Raw genomic sequence first — 17,862 nt, forward strand, 5'->3', positions numbered from 1 at the left:
CTGACTCAAGTGCAAATTCTTTTGTTGCATCTAGCTAAGCCACTACCAGTGTATGGTCTGATGGCTCCACATGAGTATATTGCTCCTTCAAATGCTTGAGCTCTTACTTGGTCAATCTTCGATGGAAAGGGTACCACCTGGATGTGTTTACGGGCCAATATTTTTCACTATCCATTTTAACAGGCCACTAGCACCATTCACCCCCAGAATGGCGTTTCTTAAAGTCTTCGCCGTATCTCTATCAATATGGTCCCCGTGAGCCAACTGATTTCGTAAATCTGAAATCTTTTTCTCCATTACCATTGGTGTCACAAACTGCTGAGATAGGATGTCTTCCGTAATCTGAAACGTACGTGCTCGCCCGATAAATGCCTGCCAATTTCTACTGTTTATGCTTGGTTTGCCACCATTATACATGTTTTTAATTGAACCAAGTGTCCAGCTCTTGTCCTTGATCTCATACTCTGTTTGGATAGGGGTATAAAATCGTCGTTTTATTTCGCGCTCTAACGCTCGGCAGTATTGCACTGCTGGTGCTGCCCAATCGTCTAGTTGAGAGCGTTGATATTCATCCCAGACGTATTCCCCACTGATGAGGATGAAACGTGTCTCGGACTCCAGGCAACAGGCATGTTGATCCCAATATGACCTGAAAATTCCTTCACGCAAAAATTTCTCCTGAGATATAGTATTCCCATGGTCGTGTACATATTGTTCGATGCTTTCACCTACGCGCTGTAAAATCAGGCTCCGGAACTGTTCAGCTCTTTCTTCATCATTCTCTTTTTCCGACTGCCTTAATATGGTTTCGGTATGTCTGCGTAGTTGTTCGATATTGAGTTGGAGATCGTTCAAATTCACGATACTATTGGCCTGTGGAGGGATAATAACCTGTCCGATGACATGGCAGAGGCGTGGATCTTGCAGGCAATGCCGTTCTCGATTGACTAGATCATAGACATGAGATCCGATATGTGGTTTTGGGCACAGGACATTATATTCCTGTATGGTTCTCCCACTTGCGTTGCTGCTATCCTGGTTGAGCATCATTCCACAGCAGACCGGCTGTTGACGTTCGGGAAGATTGGTTACTATTTGTTGCAGAATGGCAATGAGACGTGCTTGAAGCAATGGGTCAGGAATATCGGGTGTTATTTGATAGAGCTTAATACGTGCCTCTTGAGTGCGATCGCTATATTTTTCGCTCTCATAATGCGCTTCTCCACTGACATGAGAGCCTGGTTGTGGGTCTGATACATAAGGAGAAATGAGCATTCCTGTCGCTGTAGTATAGATAGCCATATTCCCAAGCAGTCGCTGTATTGCTTCTCCGGTATCAGAATTATAGGTTGTATCAATCACAACTGGAGGTTCTTTCCAGCTCTGCTTCCCTTTATATTCCACAATTAATGGGTTCTCACGCTCTATCAGATAAGAGGATTGGATGGCAGGGATTTGCGTCCAATCGTGTGTGATCGCCGACCCCATCATGCCTCGCCGTTGGTAGCGAAAAAGATAACGCTTTTTATTCCAGGTGAAGGTAAAGCTGAGTTGATCTATCGCAATCCTAAGCGTGTTTGATTCCAGTGCATTCTGCTTCTGCAACAGCGTGATGAGTTCCAGCACAATCCATAGTTCATACAACCAGATATTCATCTGTTCATCGTGCAGAGACGTGTGGGAAAGGCTCAGGCGGAAATTTGCACGTGAAGATCCGATCTGTAACTCAGAAAATGCTTCCCACCACTCTAACAAATCTCGATAAGCACTCGGACCAGGATGGAGATGGATTTGTTCAATTAAGGTGTCTGGATTGCTTGCTTGTGCCTTCTCCAACAGTAGGCCTACGTGAGGCTTTGTGAGCTCACGATCAAGATGATCTCCAAGGTTCACAAGGAACTGACGTTCTTGATTCGTTAAGACTTCTTCCTGCTGATCAATACGTAGCGTGTCGGATATAAATTGCTGGTAGCAGGAAAGAGTAGCGACGACCAGGATGTTTTCTGGTAGCGCACTTTGTTGTTGGCGTAAGCGAATCGTAAAGCGCAATGGAAGTTGCCCCGGAGTCTCATTGCTCGCCCGCTTTAGAGTTTGTGGCCAATCGATTTGCCCTCTGATCGGATTTGTATCCTGGGCGATGGATTGCTCAGTTACCTGATTCCATTCCAGATAGATGCGGGGAAGTATATCATCAAACAAATCCTTGCCGAGCGTTATGAACTTCATGTAACGATCATAAAACTGCAAAAGCGGATGATTGGCGAGACTACTTCCTGCATAGAGTACATGAAACTGGCCATGAAAAAGCTGGGGATCAAGCGCGAGTAGCAAGTGCATCACGCGGCGCTGCAAAAATGAGGTCCATGTCTCTGACATCTTCTCATGCACTAACTCCTGTATTGTTTTTGTGTCCTTCATCATAGCCCGTGTACCGCCTTAAAGTTGCGTAGCCTTCGCGAAAACATCGGCAGTTTATAGGGGATCTGTTGCAGGTGAAATGCTTCGCTAAGCACTTCTGGCAAGACATATGGTTCATCCTGTTCTAGGAGCTCTTCGATCCCTTCGTCGGTTATTAACTGCTTACCTTGTTCGTTGACAACAATGCTTAACGCTTCCAGGTGAGCAATCAAACGACGCTTCTTCCCACGCATATTCATGAGCATTGTGTTATATTTGTCGATGAATTTTGATGCCTCAAGTTTAAGGCACCACGTCAGTACTTCTAACTCGTCAGAAAGTAATACTTGTAACTGGTCAGCGATGGTATCACGGAAGGCAATATCCAGCATCTCTTGCCATGCTTCCTCAGTTTTCTCATCCTGCAATAGCCCCGGTGTAAGCAATTGACTTGTTAGTGCGATGGCCTGTGCGGTTCCGAGTTGTCGATAAACACGGATGGTCTCGAAGAGTGGCCAAAGTTGTTGTGTGAATATGGAGAAGAATGGATGCTGTTTATCTTGCCAGACGAGTTCATAGATGCCATCAGTATTTGCCCGCACAGAAAGAATACCAGTCCAGGTAATTTCCTCATCCTTTGTCGTAATGAGTGGTGTATGATGAGCAAGTTGCTGCAGTGCTTTATAAATGACGATTCCCTGTTCTTCCTGGCGATATTTGCGTGAGGGAGGGGGAATTTCAATAAAGTAGAAGCGGCGTTTCAGTGCCTCACTGATCTGATTGAGATAGTTGCGGTCGAAACTATTGAGGGTCCCAATGATGCGGAAATCTTTCGGTAGTGGTAGTCGCACTCTTCCACCATCAACTGGCACTTGTAATGCTTCTCCATTGCTCAATGCGGTCAGTGCTTCTCCCAGGGCAGCATCAATTGGCGCGCGATTGAATTCATCAATGACGAGCCAGTGCCCTCGATACTTGCGTTCCTCCTGCTGCTCTGGCCCTGCATGCCCAAGAGGGCTGCGGCGCCCGAGAATTTCCCATTGTGCACCTGCATGCTCGCTCACGACCCAGTTGCGCAGAATTGCCTCGGTAAGATAACCATGCTGTGTGCGATAGGTAAGCTTTTCATTTTCAATGACTGGCATAATGCTACTAATCAGTGTATGCGTACTCCACTCGTTCGTTGCTGTTACCAGCGTTGTCATGTAGCCTGCTGGAATAGCGTTTTTTGTTGAGACACTACTGCTTTCTTTATCATCAAGGTTCTCTTGTTTGTCATCCTGCCAGATAATTTCGGGAATGAGTTGTGCTAACTGAGTTTTTCCAGTTCCAGGAGGTCCCGTTAAAATGACATGTCTATTCAATAAGGCGTAGTAGATATCCCGTACTAACTTTTCGTCTACCAGGAGAGATCGTCGCAGCCTGGCGATCTGCTGCTTAAGCCGGGTTTCTGGAATAGAAGCTAGCTCCTCATCTGCGAAGAATTCCAGAACTGGCTCTGGTGGTATCTGATTATCAGTGCCGTCGGTTTCTTTTTCTTCAATTTGCTCTGGACTCTCTGGAGGGAATAGTGTAACTGTATGAGAATCACTGTCGAGAATTTTTCGTTCTGCTTCAATCAGGTTCAAAGGCCGTTTCATGTCATAAACGGTTGTGAGCTTGCCCTCGAAATCCCGATTCTGGTCAGGTTGTTGCCAGGTCTCAAGTGAAAGCCATTTCACTGGGCGACAGTGAGCAAACCCCTTGGTTGCGTCATAAAAGTAATCACCTGTAATCTGCCCAACTCCTAATACTTTTGCTCCTTCTGATACCAGGACAAGGTCCCCTTTTCTGATCGAGAAAATGAACGCAAATATCTGATTGGTCGTTTTTGTAATCGTTGCCGCGTTATCCTCAGGGTAGATTCGTGAAAATGTCTCGCGTAGGTATTGTTTGCGCTGGCTATTAGTAGAAAGCGTAAGCAGAGATGAGAGATCACCGATACCCGACCATCCAATAGTACAACAGTTGGCGTCCCGCATCTCGTCCCAACGGCTTTGTTTATCTGAGTAACCTTTTGTGCCGATACGCCAATAGCGATAAGGAGAACCATTCCTTTCGCTCAGCAAATGAGTCAGGATATGCACTCTCATTCCCAAACTCCTGGCAATACGGGTAAATTGGCCTCCCATCAGATAACGGCCGCCGGTAGTATACTGCCCTGCTTGTTGGTAAACGCCCATCGCTGCTGGTGGAGCCTGCAGTAATTTAAGCATATGAAAGTATTGATAGGAGTACACGTGAAAATCTTCCAACTTATCTGGATATAACAGGCTAAAATACTTGTGCCCCCAGGTGGTTTCTGCGACTTGGGGAGCGACACGTTGCAGCTCCCGTTGGAGTGCCTCGTAATCTTCATCACTTTCTAATGGCAGCGTATCTAATAGTGTACAGCCATCGACGAGTTGCCTGCGGTGTTCTTTGGCGATTTCGATAGCTTCTTCCTGTGAGACTTCTTTTTCTCTCTGGGGCGTTCCGCTGATCCATTTCCCGGTTTCCGTTTGCTGATAAACACCGTACTTATGCGAGCTTCCACCTGCAATGCTTCCAAAGAATAGAGAAGGGAACTCGCTATCGTTCTTAAACTCCAGCCAGTAGGAGAGTCCATTGTGCTCTTTTCCCCCCTTCATAGCGAATAAAAGCTCGTCGCCTTCCATCGCGAGTAACTTTTCTGGCCCAAACTTCTTGCGGAACGTCTCGTAATAACCGTTCAACTGCTCATTTGTAAACAGCTTATTGTCGGCAGAGAGTTTCTTATAGAGATTGCTCAGTTCGTTTTGTAGACGAATATCAATAATCGGAATCTGGCGACGGAAAAGTGTTATTCCTCGCCCGATGTTGAGCAATGATGTTAAGTATTCTTGGTCTTCATCATCTAAATGATGAAGTACACAGGCAAGGAATAATTCAGCCGTATGTCCTTGCAAATATTGTGGATTCGTTTGTAATTCGTTACTGAATTGATCGAGCGCTTCTAATGTGTATGGCGAGAAATCTTCTCTTTGGAGGCGGGGGCGATGGGTTCTGGTCTGGCTAGGGTTGTAGATCTCTATTATTTCTTTCACATCAACGAGAGTAGAACCATGAGCTAATGCCTGGGTTAACGTGGTAAAGACACGTGGGTTTCCACAATCAATAGCCGCAGCTAATATATCGCCAGGACGCACGGTTTTCTGAGTTCTTTGCGAAGCTTTTTGAAATAATGTTTTTGTTAAGGTATCTTGAATGTCTTGTAAGTTCAGTATGTTATTTTCAAATAACATATGTATGGTCCTTCTTATTTATAAATGCTCCGATTAATATGAAGAATGTTATATAGGCATATGGCAATACTAGCACATCTCTATCCAGCTGTAAATAATGTTGTTTTTATCTTAAAAGATATTTAGGTAGTAATACTCTATTAAAGTTGTTACAACATATACTGATCAAACGATCACCTGGCTTTTCTTTATTTTGTGAGAATATCTGTGACCAATATAAATAAATAGTAACTATTCAGGTGAGCTAGAAGGAGGGAAAGAAAGGATATCTAGCCAGAACCGTTTCTAGAGTAGTGATCAGCCGGTGGCCTTGTTTGCGCATGGTAGAAATAGAGCTGCGCAGGCGGCAAAAGGAATCAGCCCCTCGTACTGAGCGGAAACACCCAGAGATCTTTTGTTGTACCCTGAGCATTCGCACATCCCGTTCAGCCAGGTTGTTGTCAAAAGGCACGCGAAAATCACGCACGAAGGCAAGCACGGCATCACCATGGATGCGGAGCCGATCTAAGAGATTGTGTGCTGGGTGTTGCCTGGGTTTGCCTCGTTTGCCTGGTGGAGAAGGGGGCGGAGCAGGAACCGATTGATACTCCACCTCAAGAATCTGATGATAGTAGTCAACGCGGATCTCTTGCATGTGCGCAGGAAAGGCTTTCCATCCCTGGGCTTTGACCTGAGGGACGAGTTCGCGCATCAACAGAAGCAACACCTTCATCTCATGGGCCCAGAGTTGTTGCTCTTCTTCAGCCAAGAAGGTCAGCTCCGCAGATGATGCACATTGCAGAGAGCATGATCGGCCCAGTAGCTGGCCCATCCATCATGCTCACTCAGCCCTTCCAAGCGGGAACAATGCCAATCGCATCCAGAGCTTGTCGCCCGCGTTTGGGGTGATGCGCGTAAATGCGTGAGTTGAGGCGTCGAGACGACATGAACCCAGTGACGTTTCCCTTGCACAAAGAGGCCAATCTCATCTTGATGAACGACCTCCTGCTTCCCCAGGGCCTCTTTGAGCGCTTCCTCAACGGGTTCAATGGTCTCGTTAGCACGGATGAAGTAGCGCTCAATAGTACCAACCGAAAGGTGATGGCCAAAGAGGTCTTCAAGGTCCTGACTTCCCCGGGCATACGGCAACAATTGGACCTGGCTCAGGTACACTGCCAAGGCTTGTAGAGATGGTCCATATTGCACAGGGCAATCGCATCTAATTTGGGGAACTGGCTCTACAAGCTGTCTCATAATAAACCAATTTTTCAATCTCTGCTGTATAGATGCGCTCTACAAGCCGCTTGAAAATTTAGATGCGATTGCCCTGCCATATTGCACAGGTGTGTGGTTCTTCCGTACTTCCCGTGCTCAGCAATATGACGAAACAGAGACCAGCAAGCTTAGCAAGCGGATCGGAGAGCTACTTTTCTCATAGAAAGGGCATGCAGGGAGAGACCGTTCTCCATACGCTTCCTGCATGCGTTTTGAGCCAGCTGTTTACATTGCTGAGCACGGAAAGTGCGGAAGAACCAGTTTCTTGGTACCATTATAAGGAGTCCCTTGTTATGCTCTCTACAATGATTGATCATGCTTTCCTTATGGAAGAAGATAGGCACAATAATTTACATCCGTTGTCAGATATTGGCATAGCTCTAGGAGATTTAGAGCATCCACGGACAAGAGCGCTAATGAGAATTATACCCTACCTTTCTTCAAAGTTAATAGACAAAGTGCTACTTGCTACACGAGAGCTAGACGATATCTTTAACAAATCTGTCATTTTGAAGCATATTGTTCTTCATGTACAGCAAGCTGACCCCAATGGATTATATGTGATTTGGAATGAAGCACTTCATGTTTTTGCATCTTTGACTCGCGCAGACCTCTTTGACTACCTTGAGTCTATCTTACCACTCTTATTTACACTTGGTGGCTTGGAAGGCCTACAAGAACTTAATGATATGATTGCAGAGCTTCCCTGACTTGAATGTCGGTGAGTATTTGGGGAACGCTGTGGCGATTGCTTGCCGTGTTGAGCAAAATCAATTATACTTCAGCTATTATTGGGAAATACGGGTAGCTAGATAATGATGGTATAAATAGCCTGTGCCTAGATAGAATGAGCATAACTAGTAGCTAAATTTCTTTGCAATTTGTTCTATTTTGCTGGCATGTGCATGAGAAAGAAATCGTGGTGGTAAAATACTTTCTACGCTGGAGGACATACTATGGATCCTGTTTCTACAATTGAAGCTGCATTGGTTGCTGGTGCAGCACTGAGTGCCAAGGATACTGCTAGCCAGGCTGTCAAAGATGGTTATGCTCTCTTAAAGACCCAACTTAATCGTCTTGTGGCTGGTAAACCTAAAGCTCGGGTAATTCTTGAAGAGCATGAGGAAGATCCCAAAACCTATACTGAGCCACTCAAGAAAATACTACGAGAAGTTCATGCCGGGCAGGATGAAGCAGTCATGGAGGCGGCAAAGCAGATCTTAGCTGCAGCTCAGCAGCAACAAATTGGTATGGGCAAGTTTAACATTCAGAATAATGGCAATGTCTATGGTCAAAACATCGGCGATCATCAAACTATCACTCAACACTTTGAGGAGTCGCCGAACAAAGCGTAAAAGAGGCATGCAGTAGCATGAGCGACAACAGAGAAAAGAATGTTCGCAATAATAGCTCTGTATATGGGCAGAATAACGCAGAGCTACAAGAAATAACCCAAACATTCAATATCAATATGGGCGCATCACAAACTGCTCATAATGCCCCACTCGAACGTGCCTGGAATGTACCGTACCAGCACAACCCTTACTTCGCAGGTCGTGAAGGCCTGCTCGTTCGTTTACATGAGCAACTTCATGCTGGCCAAGCTACCGCGCTTTCGCAAGCGATCAGTGGTCTGGGGGGTGTGGGCAAGACCCAACTGGCTGTCGAGTATGCCTACCGCTATCAAGAAGAGTACCGCTATATTCTTTGGGTGCATGCGGAGAGCCAGGAAAGCTTGATCTCTTCGTATGTCTCTCTTGCTCATCTGCTCAATTTACCCCAAAGAAATGAACAGAACCAGAATGTCTCTGTACAGGCCGTTAAGACCTGGCTGCAAAACAACGATAACTGGTTGCTTGTCTTTGACAATGCTGATGAGCCAAAGGTGTTGCCTGCATTTGTTCCTGCTTCGCCTAAAGGCCATTGCCTTTACACTACACGTGCCTCGACACTCGGCAGCTTGGCACGTTCTCTCACTGTCGAGTGTTTCACAGATGAGCAAGGTGCGCTTTTCCTATTACACCGCGCCAAGCTGATTAAATCTGATGCTTCTTTAGAGCAAGTCTCACCTCAGAATCATAACCTGGCCTTCCAACTTACGCGAGAACTTGGCGGTTTACCTTTGGCTCTTGATCAGGCGGGCGCATACATTGATGAGGCAGAAGTTGGTTTGGCTGAATACTTGGAACTATATCATCAACATCGTTCTGAATTGTTGCAGCGTCGTGGGTTCTCAATTGACTATCCAGAAACGGTTGCTACTACTTGGTTAATTTCTTTTAAAAGGGTAGAAGAACGTAATGCCGCCGCCGCAGACTTACTGCGTTTCTGCGCATTTCTGGCTCCTGACACCATTCCTGAGGAGGCTTTTAACAACGATGTTGAACATCTTGGACTGACACCCAGATCCATTGCTGCTAATGCCTTCAAGTTTAATCAGGTGCTCGAAGTCCTGCTAGCCTACTCACTCATTAAGCGCGATCGTGAGCAGAAGACACTCTCTCTACATCGTCTGGTGCAGATTGTTTTACGTGACATGATGTCTGCCGACGAGCGAAGACAGAGGGCGGAGAGGGTAGTTAATATGGTTGCCCAAATCTTCCCCAATCCAGAGTTCTTCAATTGGGACGTATGTGAGCGTTGGTTGCCTCATGCTCTGGTTTCCGTTAATTGGATAAAGCATGAGCAAATAACTTCCCTTTCTGCTATCCGCTTACTCAATCTGACGGGCTATTATCTGTCTAGTCAATCTCGCTATGATGAAACAGCGCTTTTGTATGAGCTAGCCCTGAAAATCAATATTCAGCAGTTACAATCAGGTCCTTCCCCAATAGCAGCGCGTATGAACAATCTGGCTGCAGTCTGGATAGAGCAAGGGAGATATAGAGAAGCAGAGCCGCTATTAAAGCAAGCACTAACAATTTGCGTGGAACAATTAGGTCTACAACATTCTATGACGGAAACAAGTATGAATAACCTGGCAAAGCTCTTTATGGAGCAAGGGAGGTATGGAGAAGCAGAGCCACTATTAAAACAGGCGCTAGCAATTTGCGTGGGACAGTTAGGGCTACAGCATCCTCATACGGCCATAAGCTTGAATAATTTGGCAGCATTTTATCGTGATCAGAACAATTATGCTGAGGCAGAGAAGTTGTATCAGCAAGCGCTAGCTATTGTAGAGGAGACATTAGGGCCGTTGCACCCAGAAATTGCAATGAATCTTGGCAACTTGGCGATGCTTTATATGGATCAGAGAAGGTACGAGGATGCGGAGCCACTATTGAAACGGGCGTTGACAATATGTCAGAAACAATTAGATCCTTGGCATCACTACACTGGATCATGCCTAAATAATTTAGCAGGACTTTACAAGGATCAGGAGATGTACGACAAAGCAGAGCCATTGTTTAAACAAGCGCTGGCAATCTATGAACGTTGCTTAGGGGTAGAGCATCCTGATACAAGAGTTTTGCAACGTAACTATGCTGAGCTTCTGCAATGCATGGGGCAACGTCCCATAGCTGGTCAAACGCAATCCTCTATGAAGCAGAGAAATAAAAAGAAGCGTAAGGATCGGCAAAGAAAAAAACGTTTACATAGATAACCATATAAATGACAGATATGGGATGGACAAAAGTAACGACATCAAGCAAGAGGACAGTTAGAGAAGATGTGTATCTGCCTCTTTGGATTGTTTTGTATATAGCTCCTCATTTATTTCTCTGAAGGCAAAAACGGGATACTAGGAAATACTTATAATTTACCCTTTTTAGGGTAAATTTCATTTTGACAATACCCTTATTGTTCTCGATGAAAGAGCGAACAACAAGGGTTGAAGAAATACCCGACCCTGGTGACCGTGACTAGGTAGTGCGATTGAGAAGTTTGATAAAATACAAACCTAATCAGGCATATCACTTTATAACGCCATTTCAAAGGTTTGAAAAATTTCTTACGGCAAAAGAGGCTTTTCTTTAATGAAGGGAAAGGTTATTTTACATAAATAATAGGAATGCATGACTGGCGGAACCGATATCCTATCCCCGTGATCGTCTCGAGATAGATAGGATGCCTGGGATCATCTTCCAACTTGAGGCGCAGGGTATGTAGATAGACGCGGATATAATCCACTTCCTCGTGATACCCGCTACCCCAGACGGCGTGGAGCAACGACTCATGGGTGAGCACTTTTCCCCCTTCGCGCATGAGCGTGAACAGTAGCGTACACTCTATAGGTGTCAAACGCAGCATCTGCCCACGAACGACGACACATCGCTCCAGGCCCAATAAGCGAATCTTTGTGTCCTCGCTTTCAAGCACCGAGCATGGGCCAGTTTGCCTTGACATATCACATGAGGATGAGAGGGATGCTCGATAGCGCCTGGCATGCCCATGTAACCGCGCGTGGAACTCCTGTTTTCCACAGGAAAAGAAGACATAATCGTCGGCCCCAGCATCAAGCATCCTGACAATCTGCGCTTCCTCTTCCCGCTCAGAACAGATCACCAGAGGCGTGCGCGGCGTGATCTGACGAATCTGTTGCACCTGTTGGGTATGTACACAGCAGGCAAGCCAGACATCGTGTTGCATCAGTCGTACCGTCATGGCAGAGGCACTACTTCCGAGATGAGCGAGGTGGGTCACCTTGAATTGCCCACCTCGCAGTCGTGGTCGGAGCATGCGCGCTTCCTTCTGTGTCCCCAGCACGAGGATGTGAGGCGGGTGCTGTTGCCCGCTCTCGGGAGAATATCCTGCGTTCATGACATCTTCTTTGCGCTCCTTCCTGTTGTAAGGCTTGTCGATGTGGGGGTGAGATGCACAGACGTTTGGGCCTGTGCATCCACTGGGTTGGCTCAGGATGCTTTCGATTGCCAGATGGTCAGGTGGCGCGTGTGGAGGATCTCTATGAAGCGCTCCACTTCATCGAGCGGCAAGTGAAGCATACGCGCAATGTCTCGGGGCGTATGGTGTCCATTACTGAGCAAAAAGACGTGGCGGAGGCGAATCGGAAGCGCGCTCAGAGGCACCTGCTCAACGGGAACGGCTTGAGAGGGAACTCGGTTTGGCTCCTCCGGGTCGCTGCACACAGCGGGCAGCGATGAGGTCTCGGCATCGGCCACGTGCATGTCCTGGTGTGCAGACTCCTGCCAGAGAAGCATGCTTGCTGTGTGCAGCACATGGAGCGCTTCACGATGCTGCATGAGGACTCGTCCGTTCGCGCGGATGTAGAGCTGGCAGTGAATAATCTTCCCCTGTTCAAAGGCCACTTCGGCGATGATCTCCTCGCCTTCTGGTCGGCCAGGAAGGGGAAGAGAAGGTGGAAGGATGGTTGTCAGGGACAGGGTTGCGTGCGTCGCCCGCATCTGCTCACAGATGGTGATAAGGGGCAAGTGATAGGATGGCGCTGTCTGTGTCGCGTGTGTCTGTTGCATGGTCTTCTCTCCTTGGTGATGGTGTGCATCTGTTGCTTACAGCTGATCAATTGGTGTGTGCTGGTGTTGTCGTCTCTCTACGCTGCTTGTTCTCGTGTGCCTGTGCTCCCTCCTGCTCAATGAAAGGGAACATGGCAGCGAGCACGTGTAAAGGACCTGCGGGAATGGCTGCTCCACATGCATGTCGGGGATCGGTCGTAAGATGTGCCTTGATGGCTTGTAGCCCCAGGTGGTGCAGAGGTGCCAGTACCCGCGAAAGGTCGGTTCGAGCATCTCCAGTTGCATCTCGTGATAGGCCTGCTGGTAGGTCTCGCGAGCACAGGCGTGTGCTGTGCAGAACGGCTCTAGGAGCTGAAAGAAGTCATCGGCCTGCTCACGGAGCAGGCCATGAAAAGGCGTCCCGGCAGAAAAGTCGTGCAGGCTCTCCTGCTGCGCAATGGCGACAAAGCCTGTCTTCTCCATTCGGGTCGGGAGCCGTTCTGGCCGGGCGGAACGGATGGTTTGTGTTCCCGGGGCAGACGGACGGGCCGCCGCGCGCAATCTGTCCATCTGCTGCCAGTAGGTGGCATACAGGGTCCCTGCGGCCGCGCTGGTGCTCTCGCCCTGCACACATTCAAGCAGGCGCAGTACTCCGCCTGGTCGAAGGAGCCGAAAACAATCTTCCAGCAGCAATGGCCATGCGTACTCAGGAAGGGTCGCATGGAGGAAACTCCCACTGATGAGGTCCATGCTCTCATCTGGGAAGGGAAGAGGCTGGGTGAGTGGACAGACCTGAGTAAAGACATTGCGGCAGCCCTGGACGACGGCAAAGAAGGTCGCTTGCCTGGCATACATCTCCTGTGAGGTGAGACCGATGACCTCTGTAGTTGGCGTGTAGGACGCACATTGTCGTAGCCACTCGCCATTGGGATCAATGGCTAGATCCAGGACGCGCTTCATCGGGAAGCCATCGCGTTGTTCGGGAAAGGGAAAGCGAAAATGCTGCATGAGCATACGCACTTGCTGGCTGCGGCGTCGCCATTCCAACGGATGTATCGGCGATACGAACACCTCCTCATCAAGCACCAGCGGGTCAGAGGGGGTATAGAAGGGATACAGCGCCCCTCTGGACGCCAGAGAGGTGGTGTGGCGAGCATTCTCCTGGAACTGCGGTAGGAGGATATGTGGCAGTGTGGAGCGATCCTGGAGCTCGTGCTTTTCTTCTTCAAAGAAGAAGAGCAGGCCTTGTCGGAATGGGATGCTCTGGTATTGGCTCATTGGACACCTCCTGGTTTATAAGCATGGACACGAGAGATGGTCCAGAGCCCCTTGAAGGTGAGGGCACTCATTTCGGCACGCATCTGTTCAAAGAGGTCCTCAAACCGTGCCGGGGTCAGGTCGGTGGTCTGATAGAACACCGGGGCAAGCTGATAAAAGAAGGATTCGGCATTGGTACGCATACTGGCTTGATAGAGCGTGCCCGCCGAGAAGTCGAGGATGATCCGTTGTTCTTCCATGGCACAGTACCCAATGTCGTGCAGGAGTTCAAAGAGGGACGTGTGCTGCAACAGTATGCTGGCAAGGCCTGAGCTCTCCGGGCTCTCTTTGTGCTGAGAGAGGAGGGTCTGGGCCCGTACGGCAAGGGCCTGCTCATAGTAGTGTGTCAGCGTTTCACAGGCGGGGCTATTGGAGAAGGCGGCGATACATTCTGTGAGGCGAAGCAGCCCTCCCGGGCGTAACACACGGAAGCACTCCCGGAGCAGGCGGGGCCAGCCTATTTGTGAAAGAAAGGTGCGTAAGAAGCGACCATTGACCATAGTGAAGAAGTTGGTAGGGCAACATAACTCCCTGGCAAAGTCCATCTGGAGAAATTGGATACGGGTCTGGGCTTGTATCTGACAAAAGGTCTGGGCTTGCCGGACGTAAGGGGCAAGAGCCGAGACGCCAAAGACCAGACAGAAGGGATCGTGAAAGGCCACATCACAGGCCCAGGTTCCTCCTGGCCCACACCCCAGATCCAGGATGAGGTGCGGTGCGGTGGACGTGTCGATGCCTATCTCTTCCAGTTCGGGCAAGGGCTCCTTGAGGGCCGAGGTGAGCATATGATATTGCGTGATCACGCGTGCCTGCTCAACGGAGGCCAGTGGATCAAGCAGCAGGGGGCCATGGGTGCTGGCCCTGGCATAAATACGATTGGAGGCGTGAAACATCTTTCCCTTCCTCTTCTTCTCTACTATCAACCTGACAAAATGACAAGCGTATCTATCTCTTTACATCAATCTCGTCGGTGTTGCGTATAGTCCTGCTCTGCCCACGTTTTATCGCGAGGGATGCCTGAGAGGGGAGCAGAGGCATTCTTCCGGTGCGGCGGTTGTGCTTCCTCTGGTGCTCCTCCAGGCTGGTTGTGCTGCTTCATGGGAACGCCAGAGTATTGTGCCCCGTGTGTTTGCAGGTGGGCGATGAGGCGGTGTTTGCCGTTGATGGCGTGTTCCCAGTGGTGGGCAAACCAGGTGGTGAGGTGTTCCAGGAGCAAGAGGGTGGGGAGCCGGGCGGCGAGCAGGCGTTGCTCCCGGGTGCATTGGAGCAGGAGGGTGCGTTCTTCTCGCTCTAAGAGGCCTCGTAGGCGCTTGAGTGCGATGTCCTCGTGGGTGAGGTGGGCGTGGTGTACAACGTTGAGTTCAGCATTGCTGAGGAGTCCTGTTCGAGTGAGATCGGATGAGCCGACGATGGCGGTCTGTGGTGCGATGAGCGCGCTATCCTGGTCGGCGTAGAAGAGAAAGCAGCGGGCGTGGAGGTGTGTATGCTCGGCGGCAAGACGGACCTCTACGTGCTCCTGTTGCAAAAAGGCGATCAGGGCTTCAGTTTGGGCGAGTTGTTCCTCGTAGGACTCCTCAGCGTTCTTGTGGCCTGTCTGATGAGCTGTGAAAGAGGAGGGTAAGTCTTCCAGAGGATCATCACCACTGTTGACTAGGGCCGCGGGATTGAGTAACAGGCGAAGGTTTCCTATCCGTTGGAGATCCTCACAGAGAAGCGCCCAACCAGCGGGGGTGAGGCGAGTGATACAGATATCGAGCGCCTGTCCGGCGTGATGAGCCAGAAGGTGATGTAAGGTATCCTGGAGGGGGGCATGCTGATTATCAAGCAGCATAGGGAGCGTTCTGTCGGGTGGCTGGATGGTGTTCATGGTAAAAGAAGTAAATCCTTTCTTCATTGATGTTTGTCACTGCGATCAAAATGGGTATGGGAGTGCTTCTTTGCTCACGAGCTCATCAGGGCAAATGCCAGGTACACGCAGAGGCCCGATTTCAAACCCATTTGGACAGGGAGTGAAGGTGTGATGGGGAAGATGAGGATGCTCGGCGAGCCACGTTTGAGCACGAAACTGCGCCTCCAACTCGTCACGGGCATAGACAAAGTGGTAGGCGGCTGTGCCTCCAGATTCCTGTCCTTTTTGCTGTTGTTCTGAGCCCGAGGCGCGAAGGAGCCAGAGGGTCAAATATTCTTCCCAGAGCACCATGTCGATGTTCTCCAGGGTCAGTGTGAGCTTCGTATGGTTGGAGAGTGCGTGAAGGATGTTTTCGGCGTCCTTGCGATGAATAGGGCGCTGAAGTAACGCCTGGTAGACAGTGCCAGTTTCTACTCCTGCTGCTCGCGCTAGATCGGGCACATCGAAAGGGAAGAGGGTCCGTATTTGCTCTAAGCTTGGTTTTTTCTTTCTCTCGTTCATGGCTCTCTATCCATTAGCTTTATTGATATTTTTGCGCTTGTTGCTTTCTGCTTGGAGCGCATTGTGTCCTTCGGCCTTATTGGCTCTTAGAGAGTATACCACCATTTTCTAGTAATTTCAATTTATTGGAAATATGAGAAGTATTATGAAAATTTTAGAAAAGTATACACTAAAGCCATGAGTGAGGAGAATGATATTCCTAAAATTCCTGGATATGTGTCTGTTAAGGAAGCTGCGGCAATTTTAAACGTAACAGACAAGACTATCTATTTTTATATAGATAATAAAAGGCTTCAAGCAGTTCGCGCCTCAAATATGTTACTGATTCCCAAGGAAGAAATTGAACGTTTTCAGCAGAGGTCAGTGGGTAGACCTAGAACGAAAACTCCATCTTGGCACAGTTCAACGAAAGACAACGCTTTGTTGGTTACTTCAATTCGTGTACCCGTGAAAAGTGGCAAACATACTATTTTAAGTAAAAACTTAGCGAAGTTAAGACGAGAAGGATTGCATAATTTCCCCGGAACTGTTGCAAGATATATTTTTGGTTTTGAGGAAAATCCTGATGAAGTAGAAATATTACTGGTCTGGAAAGTTGGAATTATGCCTGATCAGGAGGCACGTGAAAAACTCTTGAAGGTATTCCAAGAGGAGCTATCAGATGTATTACATTGGGAAAAAGCTCATTATCATCAAGGTACCGTATTTATGCATGCATAGAGCCTCTCGAATATTTGCGGAGTTTGTGTTTGTCATTGCGGAAAATGTTTCGCTCTAGATTGAACCTTTGCTTCAGTTTCCGTACTGGCTAGATAAATTGCCTGCGGATCAGCGACCCTCTCCTTGATGTGCAGGAGCATAATGAAATTTCTTACATCTAACTGGTGCGGTTTATCATGGTCCTCCTGGCAGCCATTCTCTGACCCTCTAACATTTAGACAACTTCCAGCAATGCCAGGACTCTATCGCATTCGCGCAGTTGGAATTGAGGAACTTTTCTACATTGGCGAAACAGGTCGCAACCTGCGAGAACGTCTCGGTGATTTACGTCGCAATACTATGCGAGCTGAAATGCCATTCAACGATCCTCACACCGCTGCCCCTTCGCTCTGGGCATGGCGACATGCGGAAAACCTTCATTTTGAGTGTTCAGCCGCTCCTATCACATTGGCAGATGATACCGAAGAAGCAAGGAAACGTCGTGAAGGGTTAGAGTTTTGTCTCCTCTGGCAATATCGCCTAGAGTATGGCTCTTCGACGAGATGTAATCATGGTCGTTTCCATCCACGCTATACCAAATCGACTGAGAGCAAAAAAAACACTCGAGGGAGCCGCCTACCTGACGACGATTCAGATAATCCAGCAGGAGGAAAATGCTTTCCGCCCCTTTCGCTTGTAGCAACACCTAGCGAGGCAAATTGGATGGGTTTACAGTGGAGTGTACCCTCTCATTTCACCCAAACTGCATTGCGAGAAGCCCCTACATTGCAAGGTGTCTACAAAATTTTTGATTCTGATACATCTAGTCTCTCCTCTATGTAGGAGAAACAACAAATTTGAGGAACCGCTTGACTACTCACTCGAAAAAGAATTGGCAATGTCAGCATCCCCTCTTTGCATTTGTAGAATTACCCAAGGACACGCCTTTCTACCAACGGCATGAGGTTGAAAACGATCTTCTAGGAGGATACTATGCTCAATTACAAACCATGCCAAAATTTCAGTTGATGAATCATCAATAGTGCTAATTTGAATGTAGAGCTAGCCTAAG

At 48.3% G+C, this 17,862-nt stretch carries 14 protein-coding genes and 1 pseudogene; 5 read left to right on the forward strand and 10 right to left on the reverse strand.

Going from position 1 to position 17,862, the window contains the following annotated elements; genetic code table 11:
- Nucleotides 1–147: 147 nt before the first annotated feature.
- The 4 genes from KRAC_RS37800 to KRAC_RS78635 all read right to left on the reverse strand — a co-directional run bounded on the left by KRAC_RS37800 (nt 148) and on the right by KRAC_RS78635 (nt 6,884).
- Entirely contained in the window at nt 148–2,421 is a 2,274-nt protein-coding gene (locus tag KRAC_RS37800; RefSeq protein WP_007916518.1) for a hypothetical protein, read from the reverse strand.
- Nucleotides 2,418–5,699 (reverse strand): AAA family ATPase, encoded by a 3,282-nt coding sequence (locus KRAC_RS37805; RefSeq protein WP_007916519.1) that lies wholly within the window; start codon nt 5,697–5,699, stop codon nt 2,418–2,420. The genes KRAC_RS37800 and KRAC_RS37805 overlap by 4 nt, the downstream gene beginning before the upstream one ends.
- 244 nt (nt 5,700–5,943) lie before the next feature.
- Nucleotides 5,944–6,447, reverse strand: a complete 504-nt coding sequence (locus KRAC_RS78630; protein ID WP_075164453.1) for an IS66 family transposase — start codon at nt 6,445–6,447, stop codon at nt 5,944–5,946.
- A gap of 5 nt (nt 6,448–6,452) precedes the next feature.
- Complete coding sequence (locus tag KRAC_RS78635; RefSeq protein ID WP_075164454.1) at nt 6,453–6,884, reverse strand: IS66 family transposase; 432 nt, start codon at nt 6,882–6,884, stop codon at nt 6,453–6,455.
- Nucleotides 6,885–7,246: 362 nt separating this feature from the next.
- Between KRAC_RS78635 and KRAC_RS37815 the strand changes: the two genes are divergently transcribed.
- From KRAC_RS37815 to KRAC_RS37825, 3 genes are all read left to right on the forward strand, one after another.
- Complete coding sequence (locus tag KRAC_RS37815) at nt 7,247–7,663, forward strand: hypothetical protein (RefSeq protein ID WP_007916520.1); 417 nt, start codon at nt 7,247–7,249, stop codon at nt 7,661–7,663.
- Between the two features lie 246 nt (nt 7,664–7,909).
- A complete protein-coding gene (locus tag KRAC_RS37820) occupies nt 7,910–8,308 on the forward strand; it encodes a hypothetical protein (protein ID WP_007916521.1) in 399 nt (132 codons plus the stop codon).
- A 17-nt stretch (nt 8,309–8,325) separates the two neighbouring features.
- Nucleotides 8,326–10,557, forward strand: coding sequence for a tetratricopeptide repeat protein (locus KRAC_RS37825; RefSeq protein ID WP_007916523.1), 2,232 nt, complete (start codon nt 8,326–8,328; stop codon nt 10,555–10,557).
- 386 nt (nt 10,558–10,943) lie between these two features.
- Here the strand turns inward: KRAC_RS37825 and KRAC_RS37830 are convergent, their stop codons facing one another.
- From KRAC_RS37830 to KRAC_RS37855, 6 genes are all read right to left on the reverse strand, one after another.
- A complete protein-coding gene (locus KRAC_RS37830) occupies nt 10,944–11,714 on the reverse strand; it encodes a winged helix-turn-helix domain-containing protein (RefSeq protein WP_007916525.1) in 771 nt (256 codons plus the stop codon).
- 92 nt (nt 11,715–11,806) lie between these two features.
- Nucleotides 11,807–12,385, reverse strand: coding sequence for a hypothetical protein (locus tag KRAC_RS37835; RefSeq protein WP_007916527.1), 579 nt, complete (start codon nt 12,383–12,385; stop codon nt 11,807–11,809).
- A gap of 36 nt (nt 12,386–12,421) precedes the next feature.
- On the reverse strand, nt 12,422–13,642 hold the full coding sequence (locus tag KRAC_RS37840) for a class I SAM-dependent methyltransferase (RefSeq protein WP_007916529.1): 1,221 nt from the start codon (nt 13,640–13,642) through the stop codon (nt 12,422–12,424).
- Nucleotides 13,639–14,574 carry a class I SAM-dependent methyltransferase gene (locus tag KRAC_RS37845; RefSeq protein ID WP_007916531.1) on the reverse strand — a complete coding sequence of 312 codons (936 nt, stop codon included), beginning with the start codon at nt 14,572–14,574 and terminating at the stop codon, nt 13,639–13,641. Before KRAC_RS37845 ends, KRAC_RS37840 begins: the two co-directional genes overlap by 4 nt.
- Nucleotides 14,575–14,639: 65 nt before the next feature.
- On the reverse strand, nt 14,640–15,548 hold the full coding sequence (locus KRAC_RS37850) for a phospholipase D-like domain-containing protein (RefSeq protein ID WP_007916532.1): 909 nt from the start codon (nt 15,546–15,548) through the stop codon (nt 14,640–14,642).
- Nucleotides 15,549–15,593: 45 nt separating this feature from the next.
- Entirely contained in the window at nt 15,594–16,091 is a 498-nt protein-coding gene (locus tag KRAC_RS37855; protein ID WP_007916534.1) for a hypothetical protein, read from the reverse strand.
- Between the two features lie 177 nt (nt 16,092–16,268).
- On the opposite strand from KRAC_RS37855, the gene KRAC_RS37860 reads away from it, so the two are divergent.
- A complete protein-coding gene (locus tag KRAC_RS37860) occupies nt 16,269–16,811 on the forward strand; it encodes a helix-turn-helix domain-containing protein (RefSeq protein ID WP_007916536.1) in 543 nt (180 codons plus the stop codon).
- 821 nt (nt 16,812–17,632) lie between these two features.
- Nucleotides 17,633–17,833: pseudogene (locus tag KRAC_RS79995) on the forward strand (hypothetical protein); the annotation flags it as partial.
- Between the last annotated feature and the right edge of the window lie 29 nt (nt 17,834–17,862).

The sequence above is a fragment of the Ktedonobacter racemifer DSM 44963 genome (assembly GCF_000178855.1).
GTDB classification, from domain to species: domain Bacteria; phylum Chloroflexota; class Ktedonobacteria; order Ktedonobacterales; family Ktedonobacteraceae; genus Ktedonobacter; species Ktedonobacter racemifer.

What these genes read in the sequence shown, in the direction of transcription:
- KRAC_RS37855 (WP_007916534.1), bottom strand. Translation starts at nt 16,091, where the DNA reads ATGAACGAGAGAAAGAAAAAACCAAGCTTAGAGCAAATACGGACCCTC.
- KRAC_RS37860 (WP_007916536.1), top strand. Translation starts at nt 16,269, where the DNA reads ATGAGTGAGGAGAATGATATTCCTAAAATTCCTGGATATGTGTCTGTT.
- KRAC_RS37815 (WP_007916520.1), top strand. Translation starts at nt 7,247, where the DNA reads ATGCTCTCTACAATGATTGATCATGCTTTCCTTATGGAAGAAGATAGG.
- KRAC_RS37850 (WP_007916532.1), bottom strand. Translation starts at nt 15,548, where the DNA reads ATGAACACCATCCAGCCACCCGACAGAACGCTCCCTATGCTGCTTGAT.
- KRAC_RS37825 (WP_007916523.1), top strand. Translation starts at nt 8,326, where the DNA reads ATGAGCGACAACAGAGAAAAGAATGTTCGCAATAATAGCTCTGTATAT.
- KRAC_RS37805 (WP_007916519.1), bottom strand. Translation starts at nt 5,699, where the DNA reads ATGTTATTTGAAAATAACATACTGAACTTACAAGACATTCAAGATACC.
- KRAC_RS37800 (WP_007916518.1), bottom strand. Translation starts at nt 2,421, where the DNA reads ATGATGAAGGACACAAAAACAATACAGGAGTTAGTGCATGAGAAGATG.
- KRAC_RS37835 (WP_007916527.1), bottom strand. Translation starts at nt 12,385, where the DNA reads ATGCAACAGACACACGCGACACAGACAGCGCCATCCTATCACTTGCCC.
- KRAC_RS37840 (WP_007916529.1), bottom strand. Translation starts at nt 13,642, where the DNA reads ATGAGCCAATACCAGAGCATCCCATTCCGACAAGGCCTGCTCTTCTTC.
- KRAC_RS37830 (WP_007916525.1), bottom strand. Translation starts at nt 11,714, where the DNA reads ATGAACGCAGGATATTCTCCCGAGAGCGGGCAACAGCACCCGCCTCAC.
- KRAC_RS37820 (WP_007916521.1), top strand. Translation starts at nt 7,910, where the DNA reads ATGGATCCTGTTTCTACAATTGAAGCTGCATTGGTTGCTGGTGCAGCA.
- KRAC_RS37845 (WP_007916531.1), bottom strand. Translation starts at nt 14,574, where the DNA reads ATGTTTCACGCCTCCAATCGTATTTATGCCAGGGCCAGCACCCATGGC.